The following is a 25688-nucleotide window of genomic DNA, read 5'->3' on the forward strand; positions in this document are numbered from 1 at the left end:
GCCGTCGACTACGAACCCGGCGATCCAGGCAGCGTCGGCAGGGCGCCGGGCGGTCGCGTCGACGGCGTGAGCGACCAGGCGAGGGCGGCTGCGCCGATGAGTGCGGCCGTCACCCCGAAGGCCCATCCGAATCCAGCGAGGTCGACGATCGCGCCGGCGATCAGCGGGCCGAGCACGCCTCCGAGGTCGCTGGTCATCGAGTAGGCGGCGACGACGGATCCGCCTCTGCGCTGAGCGAGGATGTCGGCGAGCACGGCCTGCTGGCCCGGGTTCACGAGCGCCGACCCGGCACCGGCGGCGAACATGACGATGAGCGCGACCCAGATCTCGGGGGAGAACGGGAATGCGGCGTAGGCCGCGGCCAGCACGATCGAACCGGTGATGAGCAGCGGTTTACGGCCCAGCGTGTCGTTCCACCTGCCGGACGGGAAGATGAGGATCGCGTTGCCGGCCGCGTAGGCTGCGAGCACCCATGCCGCCATCGTCGCGTCGCCGTGGAAGGTCGCTGCGACGAGGAGCGGGATCACGGAGACGCGCACTCCGAAGGACGACCAGCCGAATGCGAACACCGAGAGCAGCAGAGTGCGGTACTGGGGAACGCGCAGTGCCGAGCGGAGCGTCATCGCGTCGTCTTCGTCGGGTGCGCCGCGGGGAGCGCGAGCGGCGAGCGCGGAGCGTCGCAGTGCGACGGCGACGACGGTGGCTGCGGCCACGAGCGTGAAGAAGTAGAAGACGAAGGGTGCGCGGAGTCCGAAGACCGCGACGGCCCCGCCGAGGACCGGGCCGAGGAGCCCTCCGAGCAGAAAGCCCGCCGCGTTCACGCTGGCGACGCGGCCTCGCGCCGCCGGCGGGCTGACCTTGATGAGCAGCGCCGTCGCGGCGACGGTGAACATCGCCGAACCGATCCCCCCGATGCCGCGCAGCACGACGAATTGGGTGTAATCGGCCGCGAGCGCGGCCGCACCGGTGGAGACGGCGACGATGAGGATCCCGATGATGTAGGTGCGCCTCTCGCCGAGACGGCCCACCACCCAGCCCGCGAGCGGTGCGGAGACGAGACGCATGAGCGCGAACGCGCTGACGATCGCTGAGGCAGCGAAATTCGACACGTCGAACTCGAGTGCGAACTGCGGAATGGCGGGAGCGACCACCCCGTATCCCAGTGCGACCGTGAATCCGCCGGCGACGAGCGCCCAGACTTCGAACGGAAGCTTCGCCTTCGCCTGCTTCTGGGTGCGCACGCGTTCAGCTCCCTTTCGATGTCGCCGCAGCGATCGCGGAATTCCCAGTGCCTCCGGCAGGATTCGAACCTGCGACCGACGGATTAGAAGGCCGTTGCTCTATCCACTGAGCTACGGAGGCAACTCTACGAGCGTACACCGACTTCGGCGCCCCTGCTGGCGCCTCAGTGCTGCTCCCCGACTTTGCGGGAGTACATCTCGCGATCGGCTGCGGCGACGGCGTCGGCGAGCGTCGCGAGACCGGGTGCGGCGGCCGCCGCACCCACCGCGGCCGAGACGCCGGCGCGCTCGAGTTCGGCCGCGAATGTCGCGAAGTGGTCGGTCACGGCGCGTGCCGTGACGCCGTTCGCGAGAATCGCGAACTCGTCGCCGCCGATGCGCGCGACGCGGTGCGCCTGCGTGGCCGCCGCCTCGAGCGCTCGGGCCGCGCGCGTGAGCAGGCGATCTCCGGCCAGGTGCCCCAGGGTGTCGTTGACGCGTTTGAGTCCGTTCAGGTCGATGATCGCCACGGAGACGGGATCGCCGAACGCATCGACGCGCTCCTGCGCGTCGGCGAGCACCCGGTCCCAGCCCCGGCGGTTCAGGAGCCCGGTCAGCGCGTCGGTGTGGGCGAGTGCATCGGCGATCGCGATGCTGCGGCGCTCGCGATCGATGCCGCGCGATAGCTCGAGCTGGGAGGAGAGCAGTTCGCTCAGCAGGCGGATGAGCTCCTCGTCGATCGTCTCGCCCTCCGCGAGCGGCGTCTCGCGTACGCCGCAGAGCACGCCGAAGAGCGCGCCATCGTCGTCGCGGATGGTGTACCCGGCATACGAACCGACGCGCTCCGCCACGGAGAGGTCGGAGTACTGCGGATCCAGGCGCGAGTCGGGCACGATATGCGCTGCTCCGGCCGACATCCTGCTGCAGAAGGATTCGTTCCACGCGATGCGGTCGCCGACCGAGAGCACGTGGTCGTGGTGCACGTGGACGTGGATCTGCTCACCGTTCGTGACTCGGGAGACCGACCAGTCGGTGAGCGGAGTGTGCTCGTTGAGGTACGCCACCACGCGCTCTGCCGACTGCGTGAAACTGGCGGCGCCGTTGAGCTCTTCCATCAGCGACCCGTTTCGGCGATCGAGCAGTGCCAGAGATATCGTTTGGGAGACGTCATGGGTTGCGCTCGGCCTTCGCCGCGGCCTTGGCCGCTCGTTTCGTCTCGCGCACGCGCTGCAAGGACTCCGGCGAGGTGATGTCTGCGACGCTGCGGAATGATCCGGGCTCGCCGTAGGCGCCCGCGGCCTGTTCCCAGCCGGCGCCGTCGAAGCCGAGCTGCTTGCCGAGCAGCGCGAGGAAGATGCGCGCCTTCTGGTCACCGAAACCGGGCAGGGCCTTCAGCCGCTTGAGCACGGTCTTGCCGTCGGGGGAGCCCTCCGTCCAGATCGCGGAGGCGTCCCCACCCCACTCGTCGACGATGGTTCGGCAGAGGGTCTGCACGCGCGTGGCCATGGATCCCGGGAATCGATGCACCGCGGGCGTCTCCGTGAACACGGCGAGGAGGTGATCCGGGTCCGCGTCGGCGATCGCGGAGGCGTCGACCTCGCCGAATCGCTTCTGGATCTTGAGCGGACCGACGAAGGCGACCTCCATGGCGATCTGCTGGTCGAGCAGCATGCCGATGAGCAGGGCGAGCGGGTTGGTCGTCAGCAGCTCATCGGCCGCTGCATCGTCAGTCAGGTGCAGGCTCATGCTGTCAGTGTACTGAGCGCGCGGGCTACTCGAAGCGGTTGACCATGGCGAGCGCCGCCCGCTCGATGTAGTCGCGGAACGCAGCGTCGTGCATGGGCGGGAGCGCCACCGCATCGAGCGCCGCGTGCATGTGCTTCAGCCAGCGATCCCGCGCGTCCGGGGTCACCGCGAACGGCTGATGACGCATGCGCAGGCGGGGATGACCGCGCTGCTCCGAGTACGTCGTCGGCCCGCCCCAGTACTGCTCGAGGAAGGCGCGGAGCCGCCAGGTCGCTCCCTCCAAGTCCTCCTCGGGGTACATGGGAGCGAGCACCGGGTCCTCGCGCACGCCTCGGTAGAACTCCTCCGCGATGCGCTCGAACGTGGGCGTGCCGCCGACCTGCGACCAGAGCGTCTCGGTCACGGCGTCGCCGCTCTCGCTCGCGCGGAGAGTGAGCCGCGGGCCCGGCCGCGCATCATCGTTCATACCGCACCTCCCGGCTGGCGAGGGAGCTCATCGGCGAGGGTGATGTCGTGCTCGGCGAACTTGCGGCGTATCTCGGCTCGAACGCCGCGCTGCACCTCCCACTGCGCCTCGGGCCGCGTTTTCACGAGGAGCCTCAGGGTGGCGCGGTCGCCGAAGATGCTCTCCAGGCCGAGCAGTTCGGGGGATCCGGTCACCTTGCGAGCGTACTTCTCGGCGCGAAGCAACTCGCGCGCCGCCTCGAGGGCGACATCGGAGACCCGAGTCATGTCCTGGCGCGCATCGACGGTGATATCGATGATCGCTTGACCCCACCCCTGCGAGGCGTTGCCCAGCGTCAGAACCTCGCCATTGCGGATGAACCACAGCGTGCCGTCCATCGCACGCACCTGCGTCACGCGAATTCCCACGTCTTCGACCGTGCCCGTGATCGTGCCGATGGTCACGATGTCGCCGACCCCGAGCTGGTCCTCGAACACCATGAAGATGCCGTTCAGCAGATCCTTGACGACGTTCTGCGCGCCGAAGGCGAGCCCGGCGGCCACGATGCCCGCCGATGTGAGCAGCGCGCCGAGGTTGACGCCGAGCTGGCCCAGGATGAGGATCAGCGCGATGACGACGATGGTCCACGTGATGACGGCGCGCCCCACCGTGCCGAGGGTGCGCGTGCGCTGCACCGCTCGCGCGCTCACATACGGAGCTGCGCGCATCTCCGAGGTCGTATCGACGTCCTGGGCCTTCTTGACCCCGCGCACCACATGCGTGACGGTGCGCATGAGCAGCTTCCGCAGGATCCAGTTGAGCAGGAGCGCCGCGATCACGATGACCGCGATGGTGAGCGGCACCTGATACGTGGTCAGGAAGCTCTGAAATGCGTTCCCGACCACTTTCTCCACGTCATCGACGCCGTCCACTCACACCCCCTCATCCGCCGCCTGCACACGCAGAGCACGCTCTACTCCCGCGAGATGCTCGGCGACCATTCGACGCAGCGCCGCCGGGGCCCCGGCGTGCTCGTCGAGCCACGCGCGCGTCGCCTCGGCGAGCGGTGCGCTCGCGAGTTCGGCGGGGTAGAAGCCCTCGACGAGCTCTTCCGCGATCGCGTAGCTGCGGGACTCCCACACCGGCAGCAGCGCGTCGAAGAAGCGTGCGACGTACGGCTCGAGCAGAGCGAGCTCGTGCACGCGCGTGAACCCTGCCGCAGTCGCGCGCACGATGGCGTTCGGTTTGTCGGCCTCGTCGAAGACCGAGGACCACGCGCGGGCCTTGTCGTCGGCGTTCGGCAGCGCTGCGCGCGCGTGCGCCGCCGACTGGTTGCCGTTCGCGGTGCGATCTTCGGCGAGGCGGGCGTCGATCTGAGCCGCCGACGCGCGACCACCCGCGGCGAGCGCGAACAGCAGCTCCCAGCCGAGGTCCGTGTCGATCGTGAGTCCCGGGAGCTTCCGGCTGCCGTCGAACAGTGCCTGCACGATATCGAGCTGCCGATCGGTCGTGGCGAGCTGCGCGAACGACTTCAGGAACTGGAACTGGCGATCCGACCCTGCCTCCGCCTGCTCGGCGAGCGCCCACAGCGCCTCGGCGACGCGTTCGAGCGTGGATGCCCGGCGATCGCGCGCCACGTAGTTCGCCGAGGCGAGCGACAACTGGCCGAGGAGCGTGCGCAGCGTCGTCGATCCGGTCTCCTCGCCCACGTGGGCGAGCACGATGTCGATGAACCGGCTGGCGGCGAACTCGCCATCGCGCGTCGCGTCCCACAGGGTTCCCCAGAGCAGTGCGCGGGCGAGGGAATCCTCAGCGGCGCCGAGGTGCTGCGCCGCGGTGTCGAGCGAGCGCTCGTCGAGCCGGATCTTCGCGTAGGTCAGGTCGTCGTCGTTGAGCAGCAGCAGCGCGGGCTGCTCCGCGCCGACGAGCTCGGGCACCTCGGTGAGCTCGCCGTCGACGTCGAGCTCGATGCGCTGCGTGCGCCGCAGCACGTCGCCGACGAGCGAGTACACACCGACCGCGATGCGATGCGGTCGAATCGTCGGGTAGTCGGCGGTCGCCGTCTGCGCGATGGCGAAGCTCGCGTAGCGTCCCTCGTCGTCGAGCTCGAACCGGGGGCGCAGCGTGTTGACGCCGGCGGTCTCGAGCCAGAGCTTCGACCAGCCTGCGAGGTCGCGGCCGCTGCGGGCTTCGAGCTCGGTGAGCAGATCGGGCAGCTCGGTGTTGGAGTGATGGTGCTTCACGAAGTAGTCGTGCACGCCCTGCATGAACGGCTCGCGACCGACCCAGGCGACGAGCTGCTTGAGCACCGATGCGCCCTTCGCGTACGTGATCCCGTCGAAGTTCACGAGCACGTCCTCGAGGTCGCGGATCGGGGCGACGATCGGATGCGTGGAGGGCAGCTGATCCTGCCGGTACGCCCACGACTTCTCCGATGCGGCGAAGGTGGTCCAGCAGTCGGTCCACTCGGTCGCCTCGGCGACGCCGAGCGTCGACATGTACTCGGCGAACGATTCGTTGAGCCACAGATCGTTCCACCAGCGCATGGTCACGAGATCGCCGAACCACATGTGCGCCAGCTCGTGGAGGATCGTGACCACGCGGCGTTCGCGCATCGCGTCAGTGACCTGGCTGCGGAAGACGTACGCCTCGGTGAACGTCACCGCGCCGACGTTCTCCATCGCGCCCATGTTGTACTCGGGCACGAAGAGCTGGTCGTACTTGTCGAACGGGTAGGCGTAGTCGAACTGCTCCTCGAAGAAGCCGAACCCCTCGCGGGTCTTCTCGAAGACGTAGTCGGCGTCGAGGTGCGGCGCGAGGGACTCGCGGCAGAAGACGCCGAGCGGAATCGTGCGGCCGTCGCGGCTCGTCAGCTCGGAGCGGACGACGTGGTACGGGCCGGCGATGAGCGCGGTGATGTAGCTCGACATCACGGGTGTCGGCTCGAACGACCACGTCGCGATCGCCTGTTCCGGCCAGTCGTCGCCCTGAGAGCGCGCTTTCGTGCCGGCGTCGACGGGGTCGGGAGTGGGCTGATTGCTCACGACCTGCCAGCGCGCCGGAGCGGTGATGGTGAACGCGAAGGTCGCCTTCAGATCGGGCTGCTCGAACACCGGGAACATGCGGCGCGAATCGGGCACCTCGAACTGGGAGTAGAGGTACACCTCGCCGTCAGCCGGATCGACGAAGCGGTGCAGGCCCTCGCCCGTGTTGGTGTACCGCTGGGTCGAGGCGATGCGCAGCACGTTCTGCTCGGCGAGACGCGGCAGGCGGATGCGCGAGTCCGCGAAGACGTCGGACGGGTCGAGCGATTCGCCGTTCAGCTCGATGCTCTCTACTGAATCGGCGATGAGATCGATGAACGTCGCCGCCCCCGGCGTTCCGCCGAAGTGCACGGTGGTGACCGCCGAGAACTGCTCGGCTCCGGTCGTGAGGTCGAGCGCCACCTCGTAGCGCTGCGTCGTGACGGCGGCGGCGCGCTCCTGGGCTTCGACGCGCGTGAGATTCGTTCCTGGCACTGATGCTCCTGACGATGATGAATAGGTATGGGGACAAGCCTAGGCCCGACCTTCGACATCGGTGATGAAACCGCTGAACGCTCCGTGTGAAGAGGCGGGGCGGGGCTGTCCGTCGCCCGCGCAGCGGCTCTACAGTGGAGAGCATGGAACGCGCTCTCGGCACCTCTGATCTCCTGGTCTCCGCAGTCGGCCTCGGGTGCAACAACTTCGGTCGCCCCGGGTCCTTCACCGAGGATCAGCACGGCACCGACGCCGTCATCGGAGCGGCGATCGACGCGGGCATCACGTTCTTCGACACCGCCGACCTCTACGGCTACGGCTTCGGACGCAGCGAGGACATGATGGGTCGCGCGCTCGGAGCGCGGCGCGAGGAGATCGTGCTCGCCACGAAATTCGGCCACCCCGATGCCGATGCACCGTACGCGGGGCGCCGCGGTTCGCGCGAGTTCATCCGGGCCTCAGTGGAGGGGTCGCTCACGCGATTGCGCACGGACCGCATCGACCTCTATCAGATGCACGTGCCGGATCCGGAGATTCCGATCAGCGACACCCTCGCCGCGCTCGACGAGCTCGTGCAGGAGGGCAAGGTGCGCTGCATCGGCCACTCGAACTTCTCGGCGGAGCAGATGCGCGAGGCGGCGCGCGCAGCGGACGAGGCCGGCACGACCGCGTTCGTGTCGGCGCAGAACGAGCTCAGTCTGGTGCAGCGGGAGGCGGATCGTGCGGAGGTGCCGGCGGCCCGCGATCTCGGGCTCGGATTCCTTCCGTTCTTCCCCCTCGCCAACGGCCTGCTCACGGGCAAGTTCGCTCGCGATCGCTTCCCCGAGGACACCCGCATCATGCGGCAGCGCCCGCACGTCGCCGAGAACGCGGACTGGGACGCGCTCGATGCGTATCGGGCGCACTGCGCGGATTGGGGCGTCACCATGCTGGAGGCGACATTCGGATGGCTGCTCGATCACGAACCGGTCTCCAGCGTGATCGCGGGAGCGTCGACCCCTGATCAGGCGCGACAGAATGCGCTTGCGGGGAAGCGGTGGCGACCCGATGACTCCCAGCGCGAGCGGATCGAAGCGCTCTTCCCGGTGCCGGGCGCCTGAAGAGTAGGCTGAGCCGCATGAGCATCGATTCCAGCGCCTCCGCACAGCCGTCCGTCGAGTTCTGGTTCGATCCGATCTGCCCGTGGTGCTGGATGACCAGTCGCTGGGTGGCGACCGTCGCGGAAGCGCGGGGGTTCGAGGTCGTGTGGCACCCCGTCAGCCTCAAGATCATCAACGAGGGCAACGACGTCGGCGACCACGAGGAGGGCATGCGGCAGGGGCACCGGCTGGGCCGCGTGGCGGTGGCCGCGGGTCGCGAGCACCCCTCCAGCGTCGTCGGCGAGCTGTACACCGCACTCGGAACCGCGATCCACCCCGGCGGAAGAGACGACTTCGATGGGCTCCTCTCCGACGCGCTCCGAGCAGTGCAGCTCGACCCCGCGCTCGCCGCAGCCGCTGACGATGAGCAGTACGATGCGGAGCTGCGAGAGAACTCGGCGCACGCGCTGAAGATCGCCGGGCCCGACGTCGGAGTGCCCGTGATCTCCGTGGACGGAGTGGCGTTCTTCGGGCCCGTCGTCACCCCGGCGCCGCAGGGCGATCAGGCGCTGCAGCTCTGGGACGGGATCGTCGCGGCGGCGAGCGTGCCCGGCTTTTACGAGCTGAAGCGCGGCCGCACCGCCGATCCGCAGTTCTGACCCCGTGCAGCGATAGGATCGAGACCATGCGCATTCACGTCGCCACCGATCACGCCGGACTCGAATTCAGTCAGCAGCTGCAGGATCATCTGCGCGCTCAGGGGCACCAGGTCATCGACCACGGGCCCGCCGAATACGATGCCCTCGACGACTACCCGTCGTTCTGCATCAATGCGGCGCTCGGCGTCGCGCGCGATGAGCGCGACGGGGTCGAAGCCCTCGGTGTCGTCTTCGGCGGATCGGGTAACGGCGAGCAGATGGCGGCCAACAAGGTCGCGGGTATTCGCGCCGCGCTGGTGTGGAACGACTCCACTGCGACGCTCGCTCGCGAGCACAACAATGCGAACGTCATCTCCATCGGTGCGCGGCAGCACGAGGTCGCTGATGCGATCCGCTTCATCGAGCTGTTCATCGATACACCGTTCACGGGCGAGGAGCGCCACGTGCGCCGGATCGCGCAGCTCGGCGAGTACGAGCGCACCGGAGCGATCAACGGCAAGCACGTCGACAGCCTCTGATGCCCGAGGGGCACAGCGTTCATCGCATCGCTCGTCAGTTCGCGGTGAACTTCGTCGGCACCGCTCCCGAGGTGACCAGCCCGCAGGGTCGGTTCGCTCAGGGAGCGGCGCTGCTCAGCGGGCGGCAGATGCTCGACGCGAGAGCCGTCGGCAAGCAGATGTTCCTGGAGTTCGCCGACGACCGCTGGCTGCGCGTGCATCTCGGCATCTACGGTGCGTGGGATTTCGCGGGAGACGTGCGCATCGACCCGTCGATCCAGATTCACGGTCAGACGCCGGGGCGCACGAAGCTGGGCCAGACGGGCGAGTACTCTCGGCCCGACAGCGCCCGGCCGCTCGACCGCGACGGCGAGGACTCGGTGACGTCGATCGGCGCCCCGCGCCGCACCCGGGTGCGCATGGCCGAGACCGACCGCGAGACGGCGGCTCCCACCGTGTTCCCTCCCGAACCCGTCGGGCAGGTGCGCGTGCGGCTGCTGAACGACCTCGTCTGCGCCGACCTGCGCGGTCCGACCGCGTGCGAGGTGCTCACGCCCGCCGAGGTCGATGCGGTGATTCGGAAGCTCGGGCCCGACCCTGCGAATGCCAATACGCCGGCTGAGCGGGATCGCTTCGTCGAGCGCGCGCTGCGCAAGCGAACGCCCATCGGCCTCGTGCTCATGGATCAGTCTGTGATCGCCGGAATCGGCAATGTGTATCGAGCGGAGATGCTCTTCCGGGCGCACCTGAATCCGCACACCCCGGCGAACACGATCGACCGCACGGTGCTCGAGGCGCTGTGGGACGATTGGGCGCACCTGCTGGAGATCGGCATCACGGTGGGCCAGATGATGACCATCGATGGCCTGAGCGGCGAGGAGTACCGGCGCGCACTCGTCGACCGGGATGAGCGCCACTCCGTCTACAAACTCGAGGGCACGCCCTGCAAGCGCTGCGGCACGAACATCGCGCTGGAGGAGTTCGGCGCCCGCAAACTGTACTGGTGCCCGGGCTGCCAGACCTGACGCAGTCAGGTGAACGGCCATTTCTGGCCGTTCATGCAGCCCCCGGCGCCGTCTCGGCGCCGGTGCAGCGCGCTGCGAAGTGCGCGCGCGTGGCTGCCAGACCTGACGCAGTCAGGTGAACGGCCATTTCTGGCCGTTCATGCAGCCCCCGGCGACGATCGAAGGAGATCAGCATGACCCGTACCGTGTACTACACCGCTACGACACTCGACGGCTTCATCGCCGATCCCGACGATTCGCTCGACTGGCTGCTGCGGCAGCCCCAGGAGTCGGGCGGCGTCGGCGATTACGAGGAGTTCATCGGCGGCGTCGGCGCACTCGTCATGGGGTCGACGACGTACGAGTGGGTGCTCGATCACGAGCAGGGCGTGTGGAGCTACGAACTGCCCGCGTTCGTGCTCTCGCATCGTGAGCTGGCATTGCCGACGGGCACGGCCGCGGGAGGGTCGGCCGACATCCGCTTCCGTCGCGGCGAGGTCGCGTCCCTGCGCGAGGAGCTGCGCGACGCGACGGGCGGGAAGGATCTCTGGATCGTCGGTGGCGGCGATCTCGCAGGTCAGTTCGCCGACATCGATGCGCTCGACGAGGTGGTCACCTCCATCGCGCCCGTGGTGCTCGGCGCGGGGCGCCCCCTCCTGCCGCGTCGTCTCGATCTCGATCTCGTCGAGGTGGGACGCAATGGCGCATTCGTGGTTGCGCGCCACCGGGTGGTCGGTCGACTCGCAGAGGATCGCGAGTCCCGGTAGCACCGCTCGTTCGACGTGCGGCAGAAGTGTGACATAATTGATCCTTGTGCCACGGTGCGGTACTGCCGCGAGGGTCCGCACAGTCCGTGAGCCGAACACCTCAGTACTTTATCGATATCCGCGTTCCCGACTTGCGGCGGGCGCAGAGAGTAGACAATCATGCAGAAGCTCGACCTGGTCGATGCCGCGTCGCTCAAGAGCGACATCCCCGAATTCCGCGCAGGCGACACCGTCAAGGTGCACGTGAACATCGTCGAGGGCAACCGCTCGCGTGTCCAGGTGTTCCAGGGCGTCGTGATCTCCCGCCACGGCGAGGGCGTTCGCGAGACCTTCACCGTGCGCAAGATCAGCTTCCAGGTGGGCGTGGAGCGCAAGTTCCCGGTGCACTCGCCCGCGATCGAGAAGATCGAGGTCGTCAGCCGTGGCGACGTGCGTCGTGCGAAGCTCTACTACCTGCGCGGCCTCACCGGCAAGAAGGCGAAGATCAAGGAGAAGCGCGACCGCTAGTCGCTCGTCTCCGGGGCCGTTTCGCACGCGCCCGCACCGCTCTCAGGCTCCCCTCTGGAATAGGGTGGGAGCCTGAAGTGTCTCACCGGGCAGGTGGGGCCCGGAGCGTCAGATCCATCGCAGTACCGCTCCCACCGACAGGGGAACCCATATGAGTGAAGCCGAGGCAACGACCTCTCCGCAGCGGACGCGTCGAGGCGGCGTGCTCGGGTTCCTTCGAGACCTGCTCGTCATCCTGGTGGTGGCCTTCCTCGTCTCCTTCCTGTTGAAGACGTTCCTCGTGCGGAGCTTCTTCATCCCCTCGGAGTCGATGGAGAACACGCTCCAGATCGATGACCGCATCCTGGTGAATCAGCTGGTGCCCGACCTCATCGATGTGCAGCGCGGCGACATCGTCGTCTTCAAGGATCCGGGCGGGTGGTTGTACCCGCGCGGCACGGAGCCGCCCCGCGGGTTCGAGCGGGTGCTCCAGGCGGTCGGGCTCGCCGCCGACACGAGCAACGAGTACGTGGTGAAGCGGGTCATCGGTGTCGGCGGGGACCGGGTGGAGTGCTGCGACGCGCAGGGGCGCGTCATGGTGAACGGGGTGCCCATCGACGAGCCGTACGTCGTGATCCCCCCGGGAGAGACCCGTGCTTCGGCGATCGACTTCGATGTGACCGTGCCCGAGAACTCTCTCTGGGTCATGGGCGACAACCGGTATCAGAGCAAGGATTCGCGCTACAACCAGGATCAGCCGGGCAAGGGTTTCGTGCCCGAGGACGAAGTGGTCGGGCGTGCGTTCGTGCTGAATTGGCCGCTCAATCGCTTCACCTGGCTCGGCACACCCGAGGGGACGTTCACCGGCGTCGACGCCGCGAAGGGCGACTGACCCGTGCCGGTCGCAGCGGACCCGCTCGCGAAGGACCCGACTCTCGATGTCGAGCGCGAGTTCTTCGACACGGGGGCGCGCATCGTCATCGGCGTCGACGAGGTGGGCCGCGGTGCGATCGCGGGCCCCGTCGCGGTCGGGGTGCACGCGGTCACCGCGGGTACGGACGCGTTTCCCGACGGGCTGCGCGACTCGAAACTGTTGAGCGAGAAGCGGCGCGATCTGGTCGCGCCCCTGGTGCATTCCTGGGGAGCCGGCGCCGTCGGCTTCGCGAGCGCCGAGGAGATCGACACCCACGGCATTACGACCATGCTCGGTCAGGCGGCCCGCCGCGCACTGCTCGAGCTCCGGGCGGCGGGGGTGCCGGTCGAGCACTCGGTGATCCTGCTCGATGGCGCGCACGATTGGCTTTCGGCCGCACTGCGCGCGCCGCTCGATGTTCGCACCCGCGTGGGGGCGGATCGCGCGTGCGCGAGCGTGGCCGCCGCTTCGGTGCGGGCGAAGGTCGCGCGCGATGCGCTGATGCGAGAGGCCGACGAGGCGCATCCCGAATACGCCTGGGCGTCGAACAAGGGATACGGGGCGAAAGCGCATTTCGCGGGCATCGCGGCGCGCGGCCTCACCGAACTGCACCGGCACACGTGGATCAAGCTCTCCGCAGTCGGCTCCGCTAGTCTGGAGGCGTGAGTTCGCAGCAGCCCGACGCGTTCGCCCCCATCGGAGTGTTCGACTCCGGAGTCGGCGGTTTGACCGTGGCGCGTGCGATCCGAGACCAGTTGCCCGGTGAGTCGATGATCTACGTCGGCGATACGGCGCGCACGCCATACGGGCCCCGCCCGATCGCCGAGGTGCGGCGCTTCGCGCTCGAGATCCTCGATGGTCTTGTCGAGCAGGGCGTGAAGATGCTCGTGATCGCCTGCAACACCGCTTCTGCCGCGGTGCTCCGCGACGCCCGGGAGCGCTACGACGTGCCGGTCGTCGAGGTCATCGGGCCCACGGTGCGCAGTGCGGCGTCGATCACTCGGAATCGTCGCGTCGGCCTGATCGGCACGCAGGGCACCATCCAATCGCGCGCCTACGATGATCTGTTCGCCATGCGCCCGGAGATCACGCTGAGCTCCGCCGCCTGCCCGCGGTTCGTCGACCTCGTCGAGGCCGGTGAGACCAGCGGGCCGGTCGTGCACGAGGTGGCCAGACAGTACCTCGCTCCGCTCGTGGCCGAGGGCATCGACACGCTGGTGCTCGGATGCACGCACTATCCGTTCCTGCGGGGGGCGATCCGACAGGTGGTCGGCCCCGACGTCGCCCTCGTGTCGAGTGATATCGAGACGGCGAATGCGGTGTTCCAGGTGCTCACCGAGCTGCAGCTGCTCCGCCCGCCCGGCGCCGCGGAGCCGGAGCTGCGCTATGAGGCCACCGGCCCGGACACTGCGGGATTCGTCGACCTGGCGCGCCGCATGCTCGGGATCGGCATCGACGCCGTCGACCACCTCGAGACCGGCGCGATCCGCCTTCCCAACTGACGCGCACTCTCCGTGCCTCCGCAGACCTGAACCGCCGCAACCTCTGGAGATCCGAATGACCGAGACCCTTCGCGCCGACGGGCGCACCCCGCAGCAGACCCGGCCGGTCGCGATCGAACGCGGGTGGAGCGCCCAGGCCGAGGGCAGCGCGCTCATCTCCTTCGGGAACACCAAGGTGCTCTGCACCGCGTCGTTCACCCCCGGGGTGCCGCGGTGGCTCACCGGCAAGGGCACCGGTTGGGTCACCGCCGAGTACTCGATGCTGCCCCGGTCGACCAATGAGCGCATGCAGCGCGAATCGATCAAGGGGAAGGTCGGCGGGCGCACGCACGAGATCTCGCGCCTGATCGGCCGCAGCCTCCGCGCGGTCATCGACACGAAGGCGCTCGGCGAGAACACGATCGTCATCGACTGCGATGTGCTCCAGGCCGATGGCGGAACACGCACCGCGTCGATCACCGGCGCCTACGTCGCTCTCGTCGATGCTCTGGACTGGGCTCGCGAGCGCGGGTTCATCGCGAAGAAGGCGAAGCCCCTCACCGATAGCGTCGCCGCGATCTCCGTCGGCATCGTCGACGGGGTACCGCTCACCGATCTCGCGTACGTGGAGGACTCGCGCGCCGAGACCGACATGAACGTCGTGGTGACGGGCTCGGGCGACTTCGTCGAGGTGCAGGGCACGGCGGAGGCTGCGCCCTTCGCACGCGCCGAACTCGATGCGCTGCTCGATCTCGCGCTCGTGAGCACTGCGGAACTCGCCGCGCTGCAGCGCACCGTACTCGGGGAGGGCCGCTGATCATGACCACGGTGGTACTCGCGTCTCACAACGCGCACAAGCTCGAAGAGCTCCGGCGCATTCTCGGTCCGCTCATCCCGGGCGTCGAACTGATCGGCTATGACGGGCCCGAGCCGGTCGAGAACGGGCTGAGCTTCGAGGAGAACGCGTTCATCAAAGCGCGCGCTGCTGCTGCCCACACCGGGCTGCCGGCGATCGCCGACGATTCCGGCATCGCAGTCGACGTGCTCGGCGGCAGCCCGGGCATCTTCTCCGCCCGGTGGAGCGGCCCGGCCCGCGACGACCGTGCGAACGTCGAGTTGCTGCTCTGGCAGCTGACCGACGTGGGCGACGATCACCGCGATGCCGGGTTCGTCTGCGCGGCGGCCCTCGCCCTGCCGGGCGACTCGCGGGAGGGCGACGTGTGCGAACTCGGGGTGTGGCCGGGGCGTGTGCTCCGCGAGCCCGCAGGGGAGCAGGGGTTCGGCTACGATCCGATCTTCCGGCCGGAGGGCGAGTCCCGCTCGGCGGCTGAACTGACGGCCGCCGAGAAGGACGCCGCGTCGCACCGTACGCGCGCCTTCACCGCTCTCGCTCCAGCGATTCGCGCGCTCGCAGGCTGACGAGCGCGACTTCAGACGTCGGCTTGTGCGGCCCCATGGCCCGAGCCCGAGTGCCCCGACCCCGGCTGATGCATCGCCGCGGGCGCGACGCGGCACCCAACACACGAGTGACATCACTTCGACATCAGAGATGGAGATCACGATGAGTGACGCTTCACCGGGTGGATTGGTGCGCCCGGAAGTGACCGAGGCCGACGCCCGAACGATCGCCCGCGACTGCTACGGTTTGGAGGTCTCCGCCACCGAGCTCGGAAGCAACCAGGATCGCAACTTCGCGCTGACCGCTGCGGATGGGACGCGCAGCGTGCTGCGCATCGACAACCCGGTTTTCGCCGACGACGCGCGCGAGGCGCAGCACGCGGCTCTCGACGCGTACCGCGAAGCGGGTGTCTCGGCGGCGGCCGTGCTGCCGGGGCTCGACGGGAGGTTGACGCAGCGGTGGCGGGGGTTCGCCGTGCGCCGCAGCGAGTTCGCAGCGGGCGAGCCGATGGTCGACCTCGGGTATTTCGCGCCCGCGGTGCTCGAGACCTTCGGCACGTTGTCCGCGGCATCGGCGAATGCGCTCGCGGGCCTCGCGCACCCCGGCCTCGATCGCGCTCACATGTGGGATATGCGTGTCGCGTTCGACGAGACCGCGCGGCTCGCCGGCTCGATCGCAGACGAGGATCTGCGAGACCGGGTGCTGCGCGCGGCGCATACCGCCGATGCCGCCCTGGCACCACTGGCCGACGCGCTTCCGGTGCAGGCCATCCACGGCGACCTGACCGACGACAACGTGATGGGCGTGCGGGGTGCCGACGCACGCGTGCATCCGCAGACCGTGCTCGACCTGGGCGACCTCTCCTACGGGTGGCGTGTCGCGGAGCTCGCGGTGACGGCCGGCTCGCTGCTGCAGCACGAGCCCGAGCGCCCGTTGCGCGTACTCGACACGATCGCCGCCTTCCACCGCGACGCCCCGCTCTCCGCCTCCGAGGCCCGAGCCGTATGGCCGTTGATCGTACTCCGGGCGGCGCTGCTGGTCGCCAGCGGGTCGAGGCAGCTCGAGATCGACGGCGACAACGCGTACGCGCGCGACCGGGTCGCCGGCGAGCTGGCGATCTTCGACGCGGCCACAGCCGTGCCCCTCATCGAGGCGACCGAGCAGGTGCTCGCGCGGCTCGGGTTCCAGGGCGTTCCCGTCGGCGCCGAGCTTCGACTCGTCGCGGTACCACCGTCGGTCACCACCGAGCCCCTGCGCTCGCTCCTCCCCGGGCTGACCGGACGGGTGACGGTGCTCGATCCCGGTGTCGAATCCGACGCGCTCGCGTCGGGCGTCTGGCTCGAGCAGGACGCCGAGACGCAGCTCGTGCGGGACGCGCTCGACACGGGGCACGCCGCCGCGGTCGTGCCGTACGGCGTCTTCCGCCTCACCCGCACGGAGGTCGACGCGCAGTCCGCGAGCGCGACCTGGCCGATTGCGACCGAGATCCACCTCGCCCCCGGGGATGCTCTGGAGATCGCCGCACCGGTCTCCGCTGCGGTCGCCCTCTCGACGGGCCAGGGCGTGCTGCTCGAACTGGAAGGCGGGTGGAACCTCGCGATCGACGGCGTGGACTCCGACCTCGAGCACGGATCGGTGGTCGCCGCCGGATCGCCCGTCGCACGGGTCGCGGCCTCGGCCGATCCTCGAGCACTCTCGGTGACGCTGATCCGTGGAGACGCATTGGAGGGCGACGAAGCTCCGATCGTCGCCGTCGCCGAACCGGAGCCCGGTCGAGCCCCGCTCATCACCCCGGAGCGAGTGCCGGCATGGCGCCGGCTCACGCAGGACCCGGCGACGCTGCTCGGGCTGCCGCGCCTCGAGGAGCGCGACGAGTCGGCCGATGAACTCGCTCGGCGATCCGAGATCTTCGCGAGCGCCCAGGAGCGGTACTACGAGCGCCCGATGCAGATCGAGCGGGGCTGGCGCCACCACTTGATCGACACGACCGGTCGTGCCTACATCGACATGGTGAACAACGTCACCGGGCTCGGTCACGGCCACCCGGGCGTCGCAGACGCGGTGAACCGGCAGATCCGCCTCCTCAATACGAACTCGCGCTTCCTCTACCGGGAGCTGGCGGAGTACAGCGAGCGCCTGCTCGCGCTGCTGCCCGACGGGTCGGCGCTCGACACCGTGCTGCTCGTGAACAGCGGATCCGAAGCCGTCGACCTCGCCCTGCGGCTGGCCCAGGCCGCGACGGGGCGCAAGACGGTCGTTGCGCTGCGCGAGGCCTATCACGGCTGGACCATGGCGTCGGACGCGGTGACCACGAGTGCGTATGACAACCCGTATGCACTCGAGAACCGCCCCGACTGGGTGCACGTCGCCGACGTGCCGAATCGCTTCCGCGGAACGCATCGGGGCGAGGGGACCGGGGCGAAGTACGCGGCGGACCTCGGGGCCGACCTCGAGCGCCTTGCGGCGGAGGGGCGAGACCCGGCCGCGTTCATCTGCGAATCGGTACTCGGCAACGCGGGCGGCGTGCTGCTCCCAGACGGCTACCTCGCCGACGTCTACGCGCGGGTGCGCGCCGCGGGCGGACTCTGCATCGCCGACGAGGTGCAGGTAGGATTCGGGCGCATGGGCTCGAGCTTCTGGGGATTCGAGCAGTCGGGCGTGACGCCCGACATCATCACGATCGCGAAGCCGATGGGCAACGGGTTCCCGATCGGCGGCGTCATCACATCGAAGCGGATCGCCGACGCGCTCGCGACGCAGGGGCAGTTCTTCTCCTCCGCCGGCGGCAATCCGCTGAGCTGCCGCGTCGGCATCGCGGTGCTCGACGCAATGGAGCAGGAGGGGCTCCAGCAGAACGCGCTCGAGGTCGGATCGCGTCTCGCCGAGGGCTTCCGCGCGCTCGCCGAGCGCCACGAGATCGTCGGGCCGATCCACGGCGAGGGGCTCTACCTCGGCGTGGAGCTCGTGCGCGACCGGCAGAGCCTGGAACCCGCGACCGCCGAGGCGGCGGCCATCTGCGAGCGACTCAAAGAGCTCGGCGTGATCGTGCTCACCACCTCCGAGCGCTCGAACGTGCTCAAGGTCAAGCCGCCGCTGTGCCTCACCGCCGAAAGCGCTGACGCGATGCTCGCCGCGCTCGACCGCGTACTCGCCGAAGGCTGGTAGGGGCGAGGCGTCGTGCCGAGCCCCCGCCCGCGCGCCGATTCCCCATCGGAATCGCGCGCACCGGGTGGGGGCTCGGTTCGGTCACAGCCCGAGCACGGCCGACGCGATCCCGAAGTAGACCAGCAGCCCCGTCGCATCGACGAATGTCGAGATGAACGGGTTCGAGAAGACCGCGGGGTCGACGCGCACGGCCCGGGCGAGCAGCGGCATGCATCCGCCGACGACGGCGGCGACCGTGCACACCGCGAGCAGCGTGAGACCGATGACGGCCCCGATCGGGAACGAGTAGAGCGCTCCGGCGATCCCGAACCCGAGCGATCCCAGCAGCAGCCCGAGCAGCGCCCCCGTGCGGAATTCGCGAGCGAGCACGCGAAGGATGTCGCGCGGTCGTACGTCTCCGAGCGCGAGGGCGCGGGTGACGGTGGTGGCCGCCTGATTGCCCGTGTTGCCGCCGGTGCCGATCAGCAGTGGGACGAAGAGTGCGAGCACGGTCACCTGCTCGATCGTCGCCTCGAAGATCTCGAGCACCTGCACGGTGAGCGTCGCGCCGACGGCGAGCACGAGCAGCCACACGACGCGCGAGCGCACGAGTGTGCGCACCGGAGTCGACAGGTACGGGCGGCGCAACGGCTCCGATCCGCCCTGGCGCGCGGCGTCTTCGCTCTCGACGTGCTCGAGGATGCGGATCGCATCGTCGATCGTCAGCATGCCGACCAGCCGGTCCTCGCTGTCGACGATCGGCAGCGCCAGCAGCGCGAGATCAGCGCAACGTCGGGCGGCGAGTTCGTCGATCTCCGTGGCCTGTGCGGTGTGCGCGGGCTGCATGAGCGCGTCGATCGCGTCGTCGGCTCGGGCGGCCAGCAGCTCGCGCAGGCTGACGATGCCGACCACGACGCGCGTGGCATCGAGCACCGGAATCGTGTAGACGGTCTCGGCGTCATCGATGTGCGCCTGCACCCGCTCGAGCGTCTGCCCGACCGACAGCGATGCGCGAGTGGACACGTACTCGGGCGTCATCCGTCGCCCGACGCTGCCCTGCGGATATCCGAGCAGTGCGGCGGTCTGGAGGCGATCCTCCTCAGGAAGTCCGCGGAGCATCTGCGTCGCGAGCACCGAGGGCACCTCGTCCAGCAGCCAGAGCCGGTCGTCGGGGTCGAGTTCCGCGAAGAGGCGACTCACCTCTGCTCGCTGCAATCCGGCGAGCAGGTCGCTCTGCAGCGTTGGCGGCAGTGCTTCGAAGAGTTCCATGGCGCGCTGCTTCGAGAGCAACCGGAAGAGCACGGCGCGCTGCCGAAGGTCGAGCCGTTCGAACAGCGGCACGAGCTCAGTGGACGTGAAGGGCGCGAGGTCGCGCGTGAGCGCGGGAAGGTCGCTCGCGGCGAGATGCTGCAGGATGCCGTCGAACGAGGCGTCGATGATCGGGATCTGCTGAGTGGTCATAGCGGGTCTCCTCGCATGCGCCCCTGAGGCGCGGCTCGGTCGGCGCAACGGTGAGCGCCGGAGATACGTGCGAACGTGCTGAGCCGGGCGAACGCGCTGGGACGAAGTGACGACCGCTAGCGGGCGAGCGACGAAACGAGCGCGGGGCCCGGCTGATGACTGCAACTGTCACTGGACATCGGGCTCACCTCGCTTCGGTTCGAGTTGTGGAAACAGGGGAACTGTAACAGCACCGAGAGGCGTCGACCAAACACGCGCGGTTCCGTTCGGAGCGTTCACGAGCGGGATGCGCCCCGGCAACGGCCCGTTCATCCGAGTTCAGGAGGATGGTCGAGGCCTGCGCCGCCGTACCCGGCCGCGTCGCCTCGAACACCGCTGGGCGCGTCGATCTACGCCCGCGCACAGCCCGATCAGGAAGGCATCCGTGCACCTCACTTCGACACCATCCGAGCACCGCCCTCGCGCCCGGTTCGTTGCGCTCGGCCTCGCCGCCGCACTGCTCGCGGCGCCACTCGCCCTCGGTGCTGCGACGCCCGTCGCGGCGCTGCCGCAGGCTGAAGCAGCGCCGCAGAACACCGACGGCGCCTCGGCGACGACTGACGACGCTCGCTACATCGACGCACAGGTCGACGAGCTGATCGATGTGCGCATCGGCGACGTGCACCCGACGCAGCCCGCCGTCGGGTACGACCAGATCTACTACAAGCTCGGCCGCTACTCCGAGCTCGGCAAGGACGCCGTGAACAAGCGGTTCGGCGACTGGTGCGAGGCGAACGGGCAGCTGGACGCGATCGCGGCGGAACCCGATGCGACCCTGCACGATCCCGCCTCCTTCACCTGCGAGCTGCCGGTCGGCGGCGAGACCGCGGAAAGCATCGCCGAGATGAAGACCGTCGTGATCGGCCCCGAAGGGGAGCTCTACCTGACCGACGGGCACCACACGCTCACCTCGTTCGCCGAGACGCCCGATGGCGGGCTCGACCTGCACGTGCGGTTGCGCGTCGCGGCGAATCTCAGCGACCTGTCTCCCGAGCAGTTCTGGCAGACGATGATGGCCAATCAGTGGACGTGGCTCGAGCTGGCCGACGGAACGCCGATCACTCCCGAAGCCCTTCCCGCACGCGTCGGACTCGACCGACTCGCGGACAACCCCTACCGAAGCCTGATGTACTTCACTCGCGACATCGGCTTCGAAGCGGGCAGCATCCCGTTCCTGGAGTTCTACTGGGGCGCCTGGGTGCGCGACACGCAGCCCATCGATCTGGAGGCGTGGGACGCGAATGATCGCGATAGCTACCTCGCGACCGTGCGCGCACTCTCGGAAGCCCAGGTCGCGCTCGAGCCGGCGACGCCGATCGCGGGAGGGTTCACGGCCGCTGATCTCGGAGTGCTGGCGGAGTGGAACGACGGCAAGGCGGAGACGAAGGGGGAGTGGAACAAGCTCTCGCGCTCGTACGACGAGGAGAAGCCCGGCAAGCTCGCCTACGCCATGGCCTACAAGGCGCAGTTGGCTCCCGGCGGCGAGGAGCCCGGGAGCGAGGAGCCCGGGAGCGAGCAGCCCGGGGGAGAGGAGCCGCCGGTGGATCCCGGGACCGTGTTCGGCGACCTCGCTGTGAGCGGCGATCTGCGAGCCGGCGGAACGATCTCCGTGCGCGGAAGCGGCTTCGCGCCGTCGACCCCGGGGTACGCGCTCGAACTGCACTCGGAGCCCATCCCGCTCGCCGAGGTGACGACCGATGCGACGGGCGCCTTCACGACCACCGCAACGCTTCCGGCGGCGGTCGGCGCTGGTGCGCACCGCGTCGTGCTGCTCTGGAACGGAGCCGAGGTCGGTGCAGCGGAGGTGCGGATCGAGCCGGCCGCGGCCGCCGGCGGCGGCACGGGCGCTGGCAGCGCTGGCAGCGCAGGCGGCAGCGCTGAGGGTTCGGCGGCCGGAGCGGTGGATGCCGGTGCTGGAGCAGTCGCAGGAGCCGACGCATCGGCACGTCCCGTGCCGTCGGGTGCGAAGCTCGCCGAAACGGGAGGCGAATCGGCGATCGCGGCCACCACCGCGGCGCTTGCGCTGATGCTCGTCGGCGGAGCCGCCATCGCGCTGCAGTCGCGCCGCCGCGCCGCCGACTAGCCGTCGCCCTCCTCGCCCCAACTGCGAGCGGGGTCACTTTCCGTGCGTGTCGAACCCGCGACACGCGCGAAAAGTGACCCCGCTGCCTCGTTGATGGGTGCGCCCGAATCGCATTCCGAAGACGGTGCGCGAGGGGGGACTTGAACTGATCCGTTCCCCCTCGCACACGAAATCGTGAATCGGCTTTCTGCCGCATGATTCCGCGGTTTCTGCGAGGCCCACCTGTGGATAACTGCACCGCGATTCACAACCTAGCAGCGTCGGTAGCACATGAGTTAGCACATGAAATCGGGCCGGATCACGAGAAGCGGCCTATCCGATGGCCACGCCAAAGAGTGCCCCAATGGCGTATGTGGCGATCATGGTCGCTGAGCCCATGACCACGTTCCGGAGAATTGCGCGACCGCGCGGCGCGCCACCGAGCGCAGCGCTGATCCAACCGGTGAGGAAGAGGCCGATCACAACTGCGATGGCTGCGATCCAAACTCGGTGTCCGCCGACGGGGAGCAAGATCATGATGAGTGGGATCAGCGCTCCAACGGCGAACGCAATGAACGATGACACGGCGGCTGCCCACGGGCTTGTGAACTCTTCATGGTCGATTCCGAGTTCGACCTCTGCGTGAGCGGCGAGAGCGTCCGTCTCGGTAAGCTGCACCGCGACCTGATGTGCGAGGTCATCTGAGAGGCCCCGCTGTCGATAGAGCTCGGTGAGTTCTTCAAGCTCCTCCTCGGGCATGGTTTCGAGCTCCCACCGTTCTTTTGCGATGAGCGCTTTCTCTGTGTCGCGTTGGGTGCTCACCGAAACATACTCTCCGCCAGCCATTGAGAACGCCCCGGCAACTACGGCGGCGATACCGGCCGTCGCGATTGCCAGTACGTTGTTTGGTGTAGCGGCAGCGACACCGACGACGACACCCGCGGTAGAGACGATGCCGTCGTTTGCGCCGAGCACCCCTGCACGTAGCCAGTTCAAACGTTGGCCCACGTTCTGCAGGTGGGCTTCGCCGGGATGCGGCGTGGTGCTTGAGTCGGATGCCATATTGTTCATTTCCTGTCTTGGGTCGTGCTGAAGTGAAGTTGTTCCGTCGATGCGACTGGTGATGATCGTGTGATTCGCTCAGATCGTGGGCCGACTGCACGGAGTGCGCCGAGGATGGCCACCAGGTCAACGACTTCTTGCAGCCACGCGCCGAGGAGTGCTGGGAGGAACCCGAAGGCGGCGATGAGCATGAGGCCGACGCTGATGATGATGCCGAGCCAGATGCTTTGCAGTGCGATCCGCACGGTGTCCTTGCCGATGCTCACCGCGCGCGGCAGGGCCGAGAGCGTGTCGTAGCGGTTCACGATGTCCGCAGACTCCGATGCTGCGGTTGCACCGCGCGCCCCCATTGCGAAGCCAATATCCGCAGCAGCGAGCACCGGGGCATCGTTGAGGCCGTCACCGACCATGATGAGCGGGCGGGGCTGCACGCTACTGACAATGCGAACTTTGTCGCCGGGGCGGCACTCCGCGTGCACCTCGCTGATTCCAAGGCGCCGCGCGATGGGTTCGGCGGTGGCTGCAACGTCTCCGGTGACCATGAGCGTACGCTCGATACCGAGTGCGCTCAGCTGACGGAGAGCCTGGGCTGCTTCTTCGCGCACTTGGTCGCGCATGACGATGGCTCCGGCGAAACGGCCATCGACTGAGACGTAGATTGCGAGTTCCCCTGGAGCAAGGTCTGCCAGCACGAGGTCCGGCGCGGAGTGGCGCACCCAGGAGGGCTTGCCGACACGAACCGTCACTGCCTCAGGTGCGTCAGGAGTGCGGAACACAGCCGCGACTCCGTTTGTCGCGATCTCCTCGGCATGTTCGGCTTCGACGAGCGACAAGCCGTGCTGTTTCGCGGCCTGCACGACGGAGTCCGCAAGCACGTGAGAGGAGTACACCTCCGCTGAGGCTGCGAAACGCAGCAGCTCGTCTTCGCTGGCGCGGTCGGCGGGCAGAAGGCGTTCGAGCACTGGCTTGCCGGTAGTGATGGTGCCGGTCTTATCGAATGCCGCCGAGCGGGCTCGTGAAAGCTGTTCGAGGGTGCCGCCGCCCTTGACGATCAGCCCGAACCTCGCGGCACGGCTCATGCCACCGAGAAACGCGACCGGCGCGGCGATCAGCAGCGGGCATGGGGTCGCCACCACCAGCACCTCGGCAAACCGGACAGCCTCTCCACTGACCGCCCACGCGATCCCGGCGATCACGAGCGCGAGCACTGTGAACGGCACCGCGTACCGATCTGCGAGCCGCACGACTTTGGCTTTGCTCCCCGCGGCTTGTTCGACGAGCCGAACAATCTGCTGATACTCGCTCTCGGCGGCCGGAGCCGCAGCCCGCATGGTGACTGCGGCTTGTCCATTCACCGCACCGCTCGACACTTTCTCTCCCGCGTCACGCTCAACGGGCAGACTTTCACCGGTCAATGACGACTCATCGAACACGGCGTGCTCGGAGACGAGGATCGAGTCCACAGGCACGAGTGCACCCGGCCGCACCAACAACAGATCACCCACCTCGACTTCTTCGACCGGTATGTCCTCGGTCGTGACCTCGGCAGTATGCCCGTGCATGTCCGCGCCGGGTGCGCTTGGGGCGAGGATGCGCGTGGCCTGCTGGGGTGCCTTACGCAGCAGCGCGGTCAGTTCCCGCTTCGAACGGTTCTCAGCGTAATCTTCGAGGGCCGCCCCGCCGGTGAGCATCAGCACCACCACGAGCGCCGCCCACGGCTCCCCAACGAGCACTGCAGCGGTGATTGCCGTCACCGCAAGAATGTCGAGCCCGGCGTGCCCTCGGATGAGCTGCCGGATCATCCCGACCGCCTCCCACCCGGCAATCACGAGCGCATACGCACCCACAATCCAGCTGGCCGACTCAATGGCCGGAGTCGCTAAAAGAACCAACCCGATCATAGCCACCAACAGTGTTGCGATCACGAGTGGATATGCCCTGACCAGAGATGAAAAACGGCTCATGCTTCAATCCTCCCAGGCGGGCACGCTTCTCGCATTGTAGGCCAGCCTCGTCTGAGTATCCGCGTAGCGCTTTCAGAGCAGCAATGCCCCGGCTCCTGCGGCCCCGAGCACTACCGCCCATGCCGGTGTTTTCCAGGACGTGAGTGCGACAAACGCGAGTGCCGCGACGACGAGTGATGCGGCGTTCGTGACACCCGCGGTGAATACGGGGTCGTACAGCGCGGCGGCGAGCAGCCCGACGACTCCGGAGTTCACGCCCGTCAGCACACGCTGCACTCTCGGCGCACGACGCAACCGCTCCCAGAAGGGCAGCACCCCCATCACGAGCAGCGCAGACGGCAGAAAGATCGCGAGCAGCGCAATGGATGCGCCGAGCAGCCCACTCGGGCCGCCCGTGGTGACCGCTCCGAGAAACGCGGCGAAGGTGAACAGCGGCCCTGGCACCGCCTGCGCGGCACCATACCCCGCGAGGAACGCACCCGGCTCCACCAGTCCAGTCTGCACTGTCTCAGCCTGCAAAAGCGGGAGCACGACATGCCCGCCGCCGAACACGAACGACCCCGCACGATAGAAGGTGTCAATCAGGCCTACCGTGGCGTTGCCGGTGAACACAGCAAAAATCGGCAACCCTGCGAGCAGCATGACGAACACAGCCAGGCTCAACCGGGTCTGCTGCACGTTTAGGTGACATTCGATATGGCTGGTTCCGGCTGGCCTGGAAGGATGATCACTATGCCCCCTC

At 68.4% G+C, this 25688-nt stretch carries 23 protein-coding genes and 1 tRNA gene; 13 read left to right on the forward strand and 11 right to left on the reverse strand.

Features of this window, described 5'->3' with window-relative positions:
* Positions 1–8 precede the first annotated feature (8 nt).
* From PQI23_RS10345 to pepN, 7 genes are all read right to left on the reverse strand, one after another.
* Entirely contained in the window at positions 9–1241 is a 1233-nt protein-coding gene (locus tag PQI23_RS10345; RefSeq protein WP_339974234.1) for an MFS transporter, read from the reverse strand.
* Positions 1242–1289: 48 nt separating this feature from the next.
* Positions 1290–1362, reverse strand: a tRNA-Arg gene (locus PQI23_RS10350).
* Between the two features lie 43 nt (positions 1363–1405).
* Complete coding sequence (locus tag PQI23_RS10355) at positions 1406–2335, reverse strand: GGDEF domain-containing protein (RefSeq protein WP_339974236.1); 930 nt, start codon at positions 2333–2335, stop codon at positions 1406–1408.
* A 52-nt stretch (positions 2336–2387) separates the two neighbouring features.
* The gene (locus tag PQI23_RS10360) at positions 2388–2966 is read right to left on the reverse strand and encodes an HhH-GPD-type base excision DNA repair protein (RefSeq protein WP_339974238.1); all 579 of its coding nucleotides are present in this window, start codon (positions 2964–2966) and stop codon (positions 2388–2390) included.
* Positions 2967–2991: 25 nt separating this feature from the next.
* A complete protein-coding gene (locus PQI23_RS10365) occupies positions 2992–3432 on the reverse strand; it encodes a globin (RefSeq protein WP_339974240.1) in 441 nt (146 codons plus the stop codon).
* On the reverse strand, positions 3429–4343 hold the full coding sequence (locus PQI23_RS10370; RefSeq protein ID WP_339974242.1) for a mechanosensitive ion channel family protein: 915 nt from the start codon (positions 4341–4343) through the stop codon (positions 3429–3431). Before PQI23_RS10370 ends, PQI23_RS10365 begins: the two co-directional genes overlap by 4 nt.
* Complete coding sequence (gene pepN / locus PQI23_RS10375) at positions 4344–6929, reverse strand: aminopeptidase N (protein WP_339974244.1); 2586 nt, start codon at positions 6927–6929, stop codon at positions 4344–4346.
* 143 nt (positions 6930–7072) lie between these two features.
* On the opposite strand from pepN, the gene PQI23_RS10380 reads away from it, so the two are divergent.
* The 12 genes from PQI23_RS10380 (at position 7073) to PQI23_RS10435 (ending at position 18379) form a co-directional block, all read left to right on the forward strand.
* On the forward strand, positions 7073–8029 hold the full coding sequence (locus PQI23_RS10380) for an aldo/keto reductase (protein ID WP_339974246.1): 957 nt from the start codon (positions 7073–7075) through the stop codon (positions 8027–8029).
* A 17-nt stretch (positions 8030–8046) separates the two neighbouring features.
* Positions 8047–8667: a DsbA family protein gene (locus PQI23_RS10385; protein ID WP_339974248.1), complete on the forward strand. Its 621-nt coding sequence runs from the start codon at positions 8047–8049 to the stop codon at positions 8665–8667.
* Positions 8668–8693: 26 nt separating this feature from the next.
* Positions 8694–9185 carry a ribose-5-phosphate isomerase gene (locus tag PQI23_RS10390; protein WP_339974250.1) on the forward strand — a complete coding sequence of 164 codons (492 nt, stop codon included), beginning with the start codon at positions 8694–8696 and terminating at the stop codon, positions 9183–9185.
* Entirely contained in the window at positions 9185–10189 is a 1005-nt protein-coding gene (locus tag PQI23_RS10395; RefSeq protein WP_339974252.1) for an Fpg/Nei family DNA glycosylase, read from the forward strand. The genes PQI23_RS10390 and PQI23_RS10395 overlap by 1 nt, the downstream gene beginning before the upstream one ends.
* Before the next feature lie 173 nt (positions 10190–10362).
* Positions 10363–10935, forward strand: coding sequence for a dihydrofolate reductase family protein (locus PQI23_RS10400; protein WP_339974254.1), 573 nt, complete (start codon positions 10363–10365; stop codon positions 10933–10935).
* Positions 10936–11094: 159 nt separating this feature from the next.
* Positions 11095–11442: a 50S ribosomal protein L19 gene (gene rplS, locus PQI23_RS10405; RefSeq protein ID WP_010156851.1), complete on the forward strand. Its 348-nt coding sequence runs from the start codon at positions 11095–11097 to the stop codon at positions 11440–11442.
* Positions 11443–11593: 151 nt separating this feature from the next.
* Positions 11594–12313 carry a signal peptidase I gene (lepB, locus tag PQI23_RS10410; RefSeq protein WP_339974257.1) on the forward strand — a complete coding sequence of 240 codons (720 nt, stop codon included), beginning with the start codon at positions 11594–11596 and terminating at the stop codon, positions 12311–12313.
* Positions 12314–12316: 3 nt separating this feature from the next.
* A complete protein-coding gene (locus tag PQI23_RS10415; RefSeq protein WP_339974259.1) occupies positions 12317–13000 on the forward strand; it encodes a ribonuclease HII in 684 nt (227 codons plus the stop codon).
* Entirely contained in the window at positions 12997–13836 is an 840-nt protein-coding gene (murI, locus tag PQI23_RS10420; protein ID WP_339974261.1) for a glutamate racemase, read from the forward strand. Before PQI23_RS10415 ends, murI begins: the two co-directional genes overlap by 4 nt.
* 55 nt (positions 13837–13891) lie before the next feature.
* The gene (gene rph / locus PQI23_RS10425) at positions 13892–14632 is read left to right on the forward strand and encodes a ribonuclease PH (protein WP_339974263.1); all 741 of its coding nucleotides are present in this window, start codon (positions 13892–13894) and stop codon (positions 14630–14632) included.
* Positions 14633–14634: 2 nt separating this feature from the next.
* Positions 14635–15234: an RdgB/HAM1 family non-canonical purine NTP pyrophosphatase gene (gene rdgB, locus PQI23_RS10430; protein ID WP_339974265.1), complete on the forward strand. Its 600-nt coding sequence runs from the start codon at positions 14635–14637 to the stop codon at positions 15232–15234.
* Positions 15235–15376: 142 nt separating this feature from the next.
* Positions 15377–18379, forward strand: a complete 3003-nt coding sequence (locus tag PQI23_RS10435) for an aminotransferase (RefSeq protein ID WP_339974266.1) — start codon at positions 15377–15379, stop codon at positions 18377–18379.
* Between the two features lie 81 nt (positions 18380–18460).
* Here PQI23_RS10435 and mgtE read toward each other — a convergent pair whose 3' ends face one another.
* Positions 18461–19819 (reverse strand): magnesium transporter, encoded by a 1359-nt coding sequence (gene mgtE, locus PQI23_RS10440; RefSeq protein ID WP_339974268.1) that lies wholly within the window; start codon positions 19817–19819, stop codon positions 18461–18463.
* A 424-nt stretch (positions 19820–20243) separates the two neighbouring features.
* On the opposite strand from mgtE, the gene PQI23_RS10445 reads away from it, so the two are divergent.
* Entirely contained in the window at positions 20244–21941 is a 1698-nt protein-coding gene (locus tag PQI23_RS10445) for a ParB/Srx family N-terminal domain-containing protein (protein ID WP_339974270.1), read from the forward strand.
* A gap of 312 nt (positions 21942–22253) precedes the next feature.
* Here the strand turns inward: PQI23_RS10445 and PQI23_RS10450 are convergent, their stop codons facing one another.
* The 3 genes from PQI23_RS10450 to PQI23_RS10460 all read right to left on the reverse strand — a co-directional run.
* A complete protein-coding gene (locus tag PQI23_RS10450; protein WP_054682433.1) occupies positions 22254–22982 on the reverse strand; it encodes a VIT1/CCC1 transporter family protein in 729 nt (242 codons plus the stop codon).
* A 5-nt stretch (positions 22983–22987) separates the two neighbouring features.
* Positions 22988–24946, reverse strand: coding sequence for a heavy metal translocating P-type ATPase (locus PQI23_RS10455; protein WP_054682432.1), 1959 nt, complete (start codon positions 24944–24946; stop codon positions 22988–22990).
* Positions 24947–25018: 72 nt separating this feature from the next.
* Positions 25019–25688: chromate transporter (locus PQI23_RS10460; protein ID WP_339974283.1), on the reverse strand; the 670-nt coding region annotated here is incomplete at its 5' end.

The organism is Leucobacter sp. USCH14 (genome assembly GCF_037619215.1).
GTDB lineage: Bacteria > Actinomycetota > Actinomycetes > Actinomycetales > Microbacteriaceae > Leucobacter.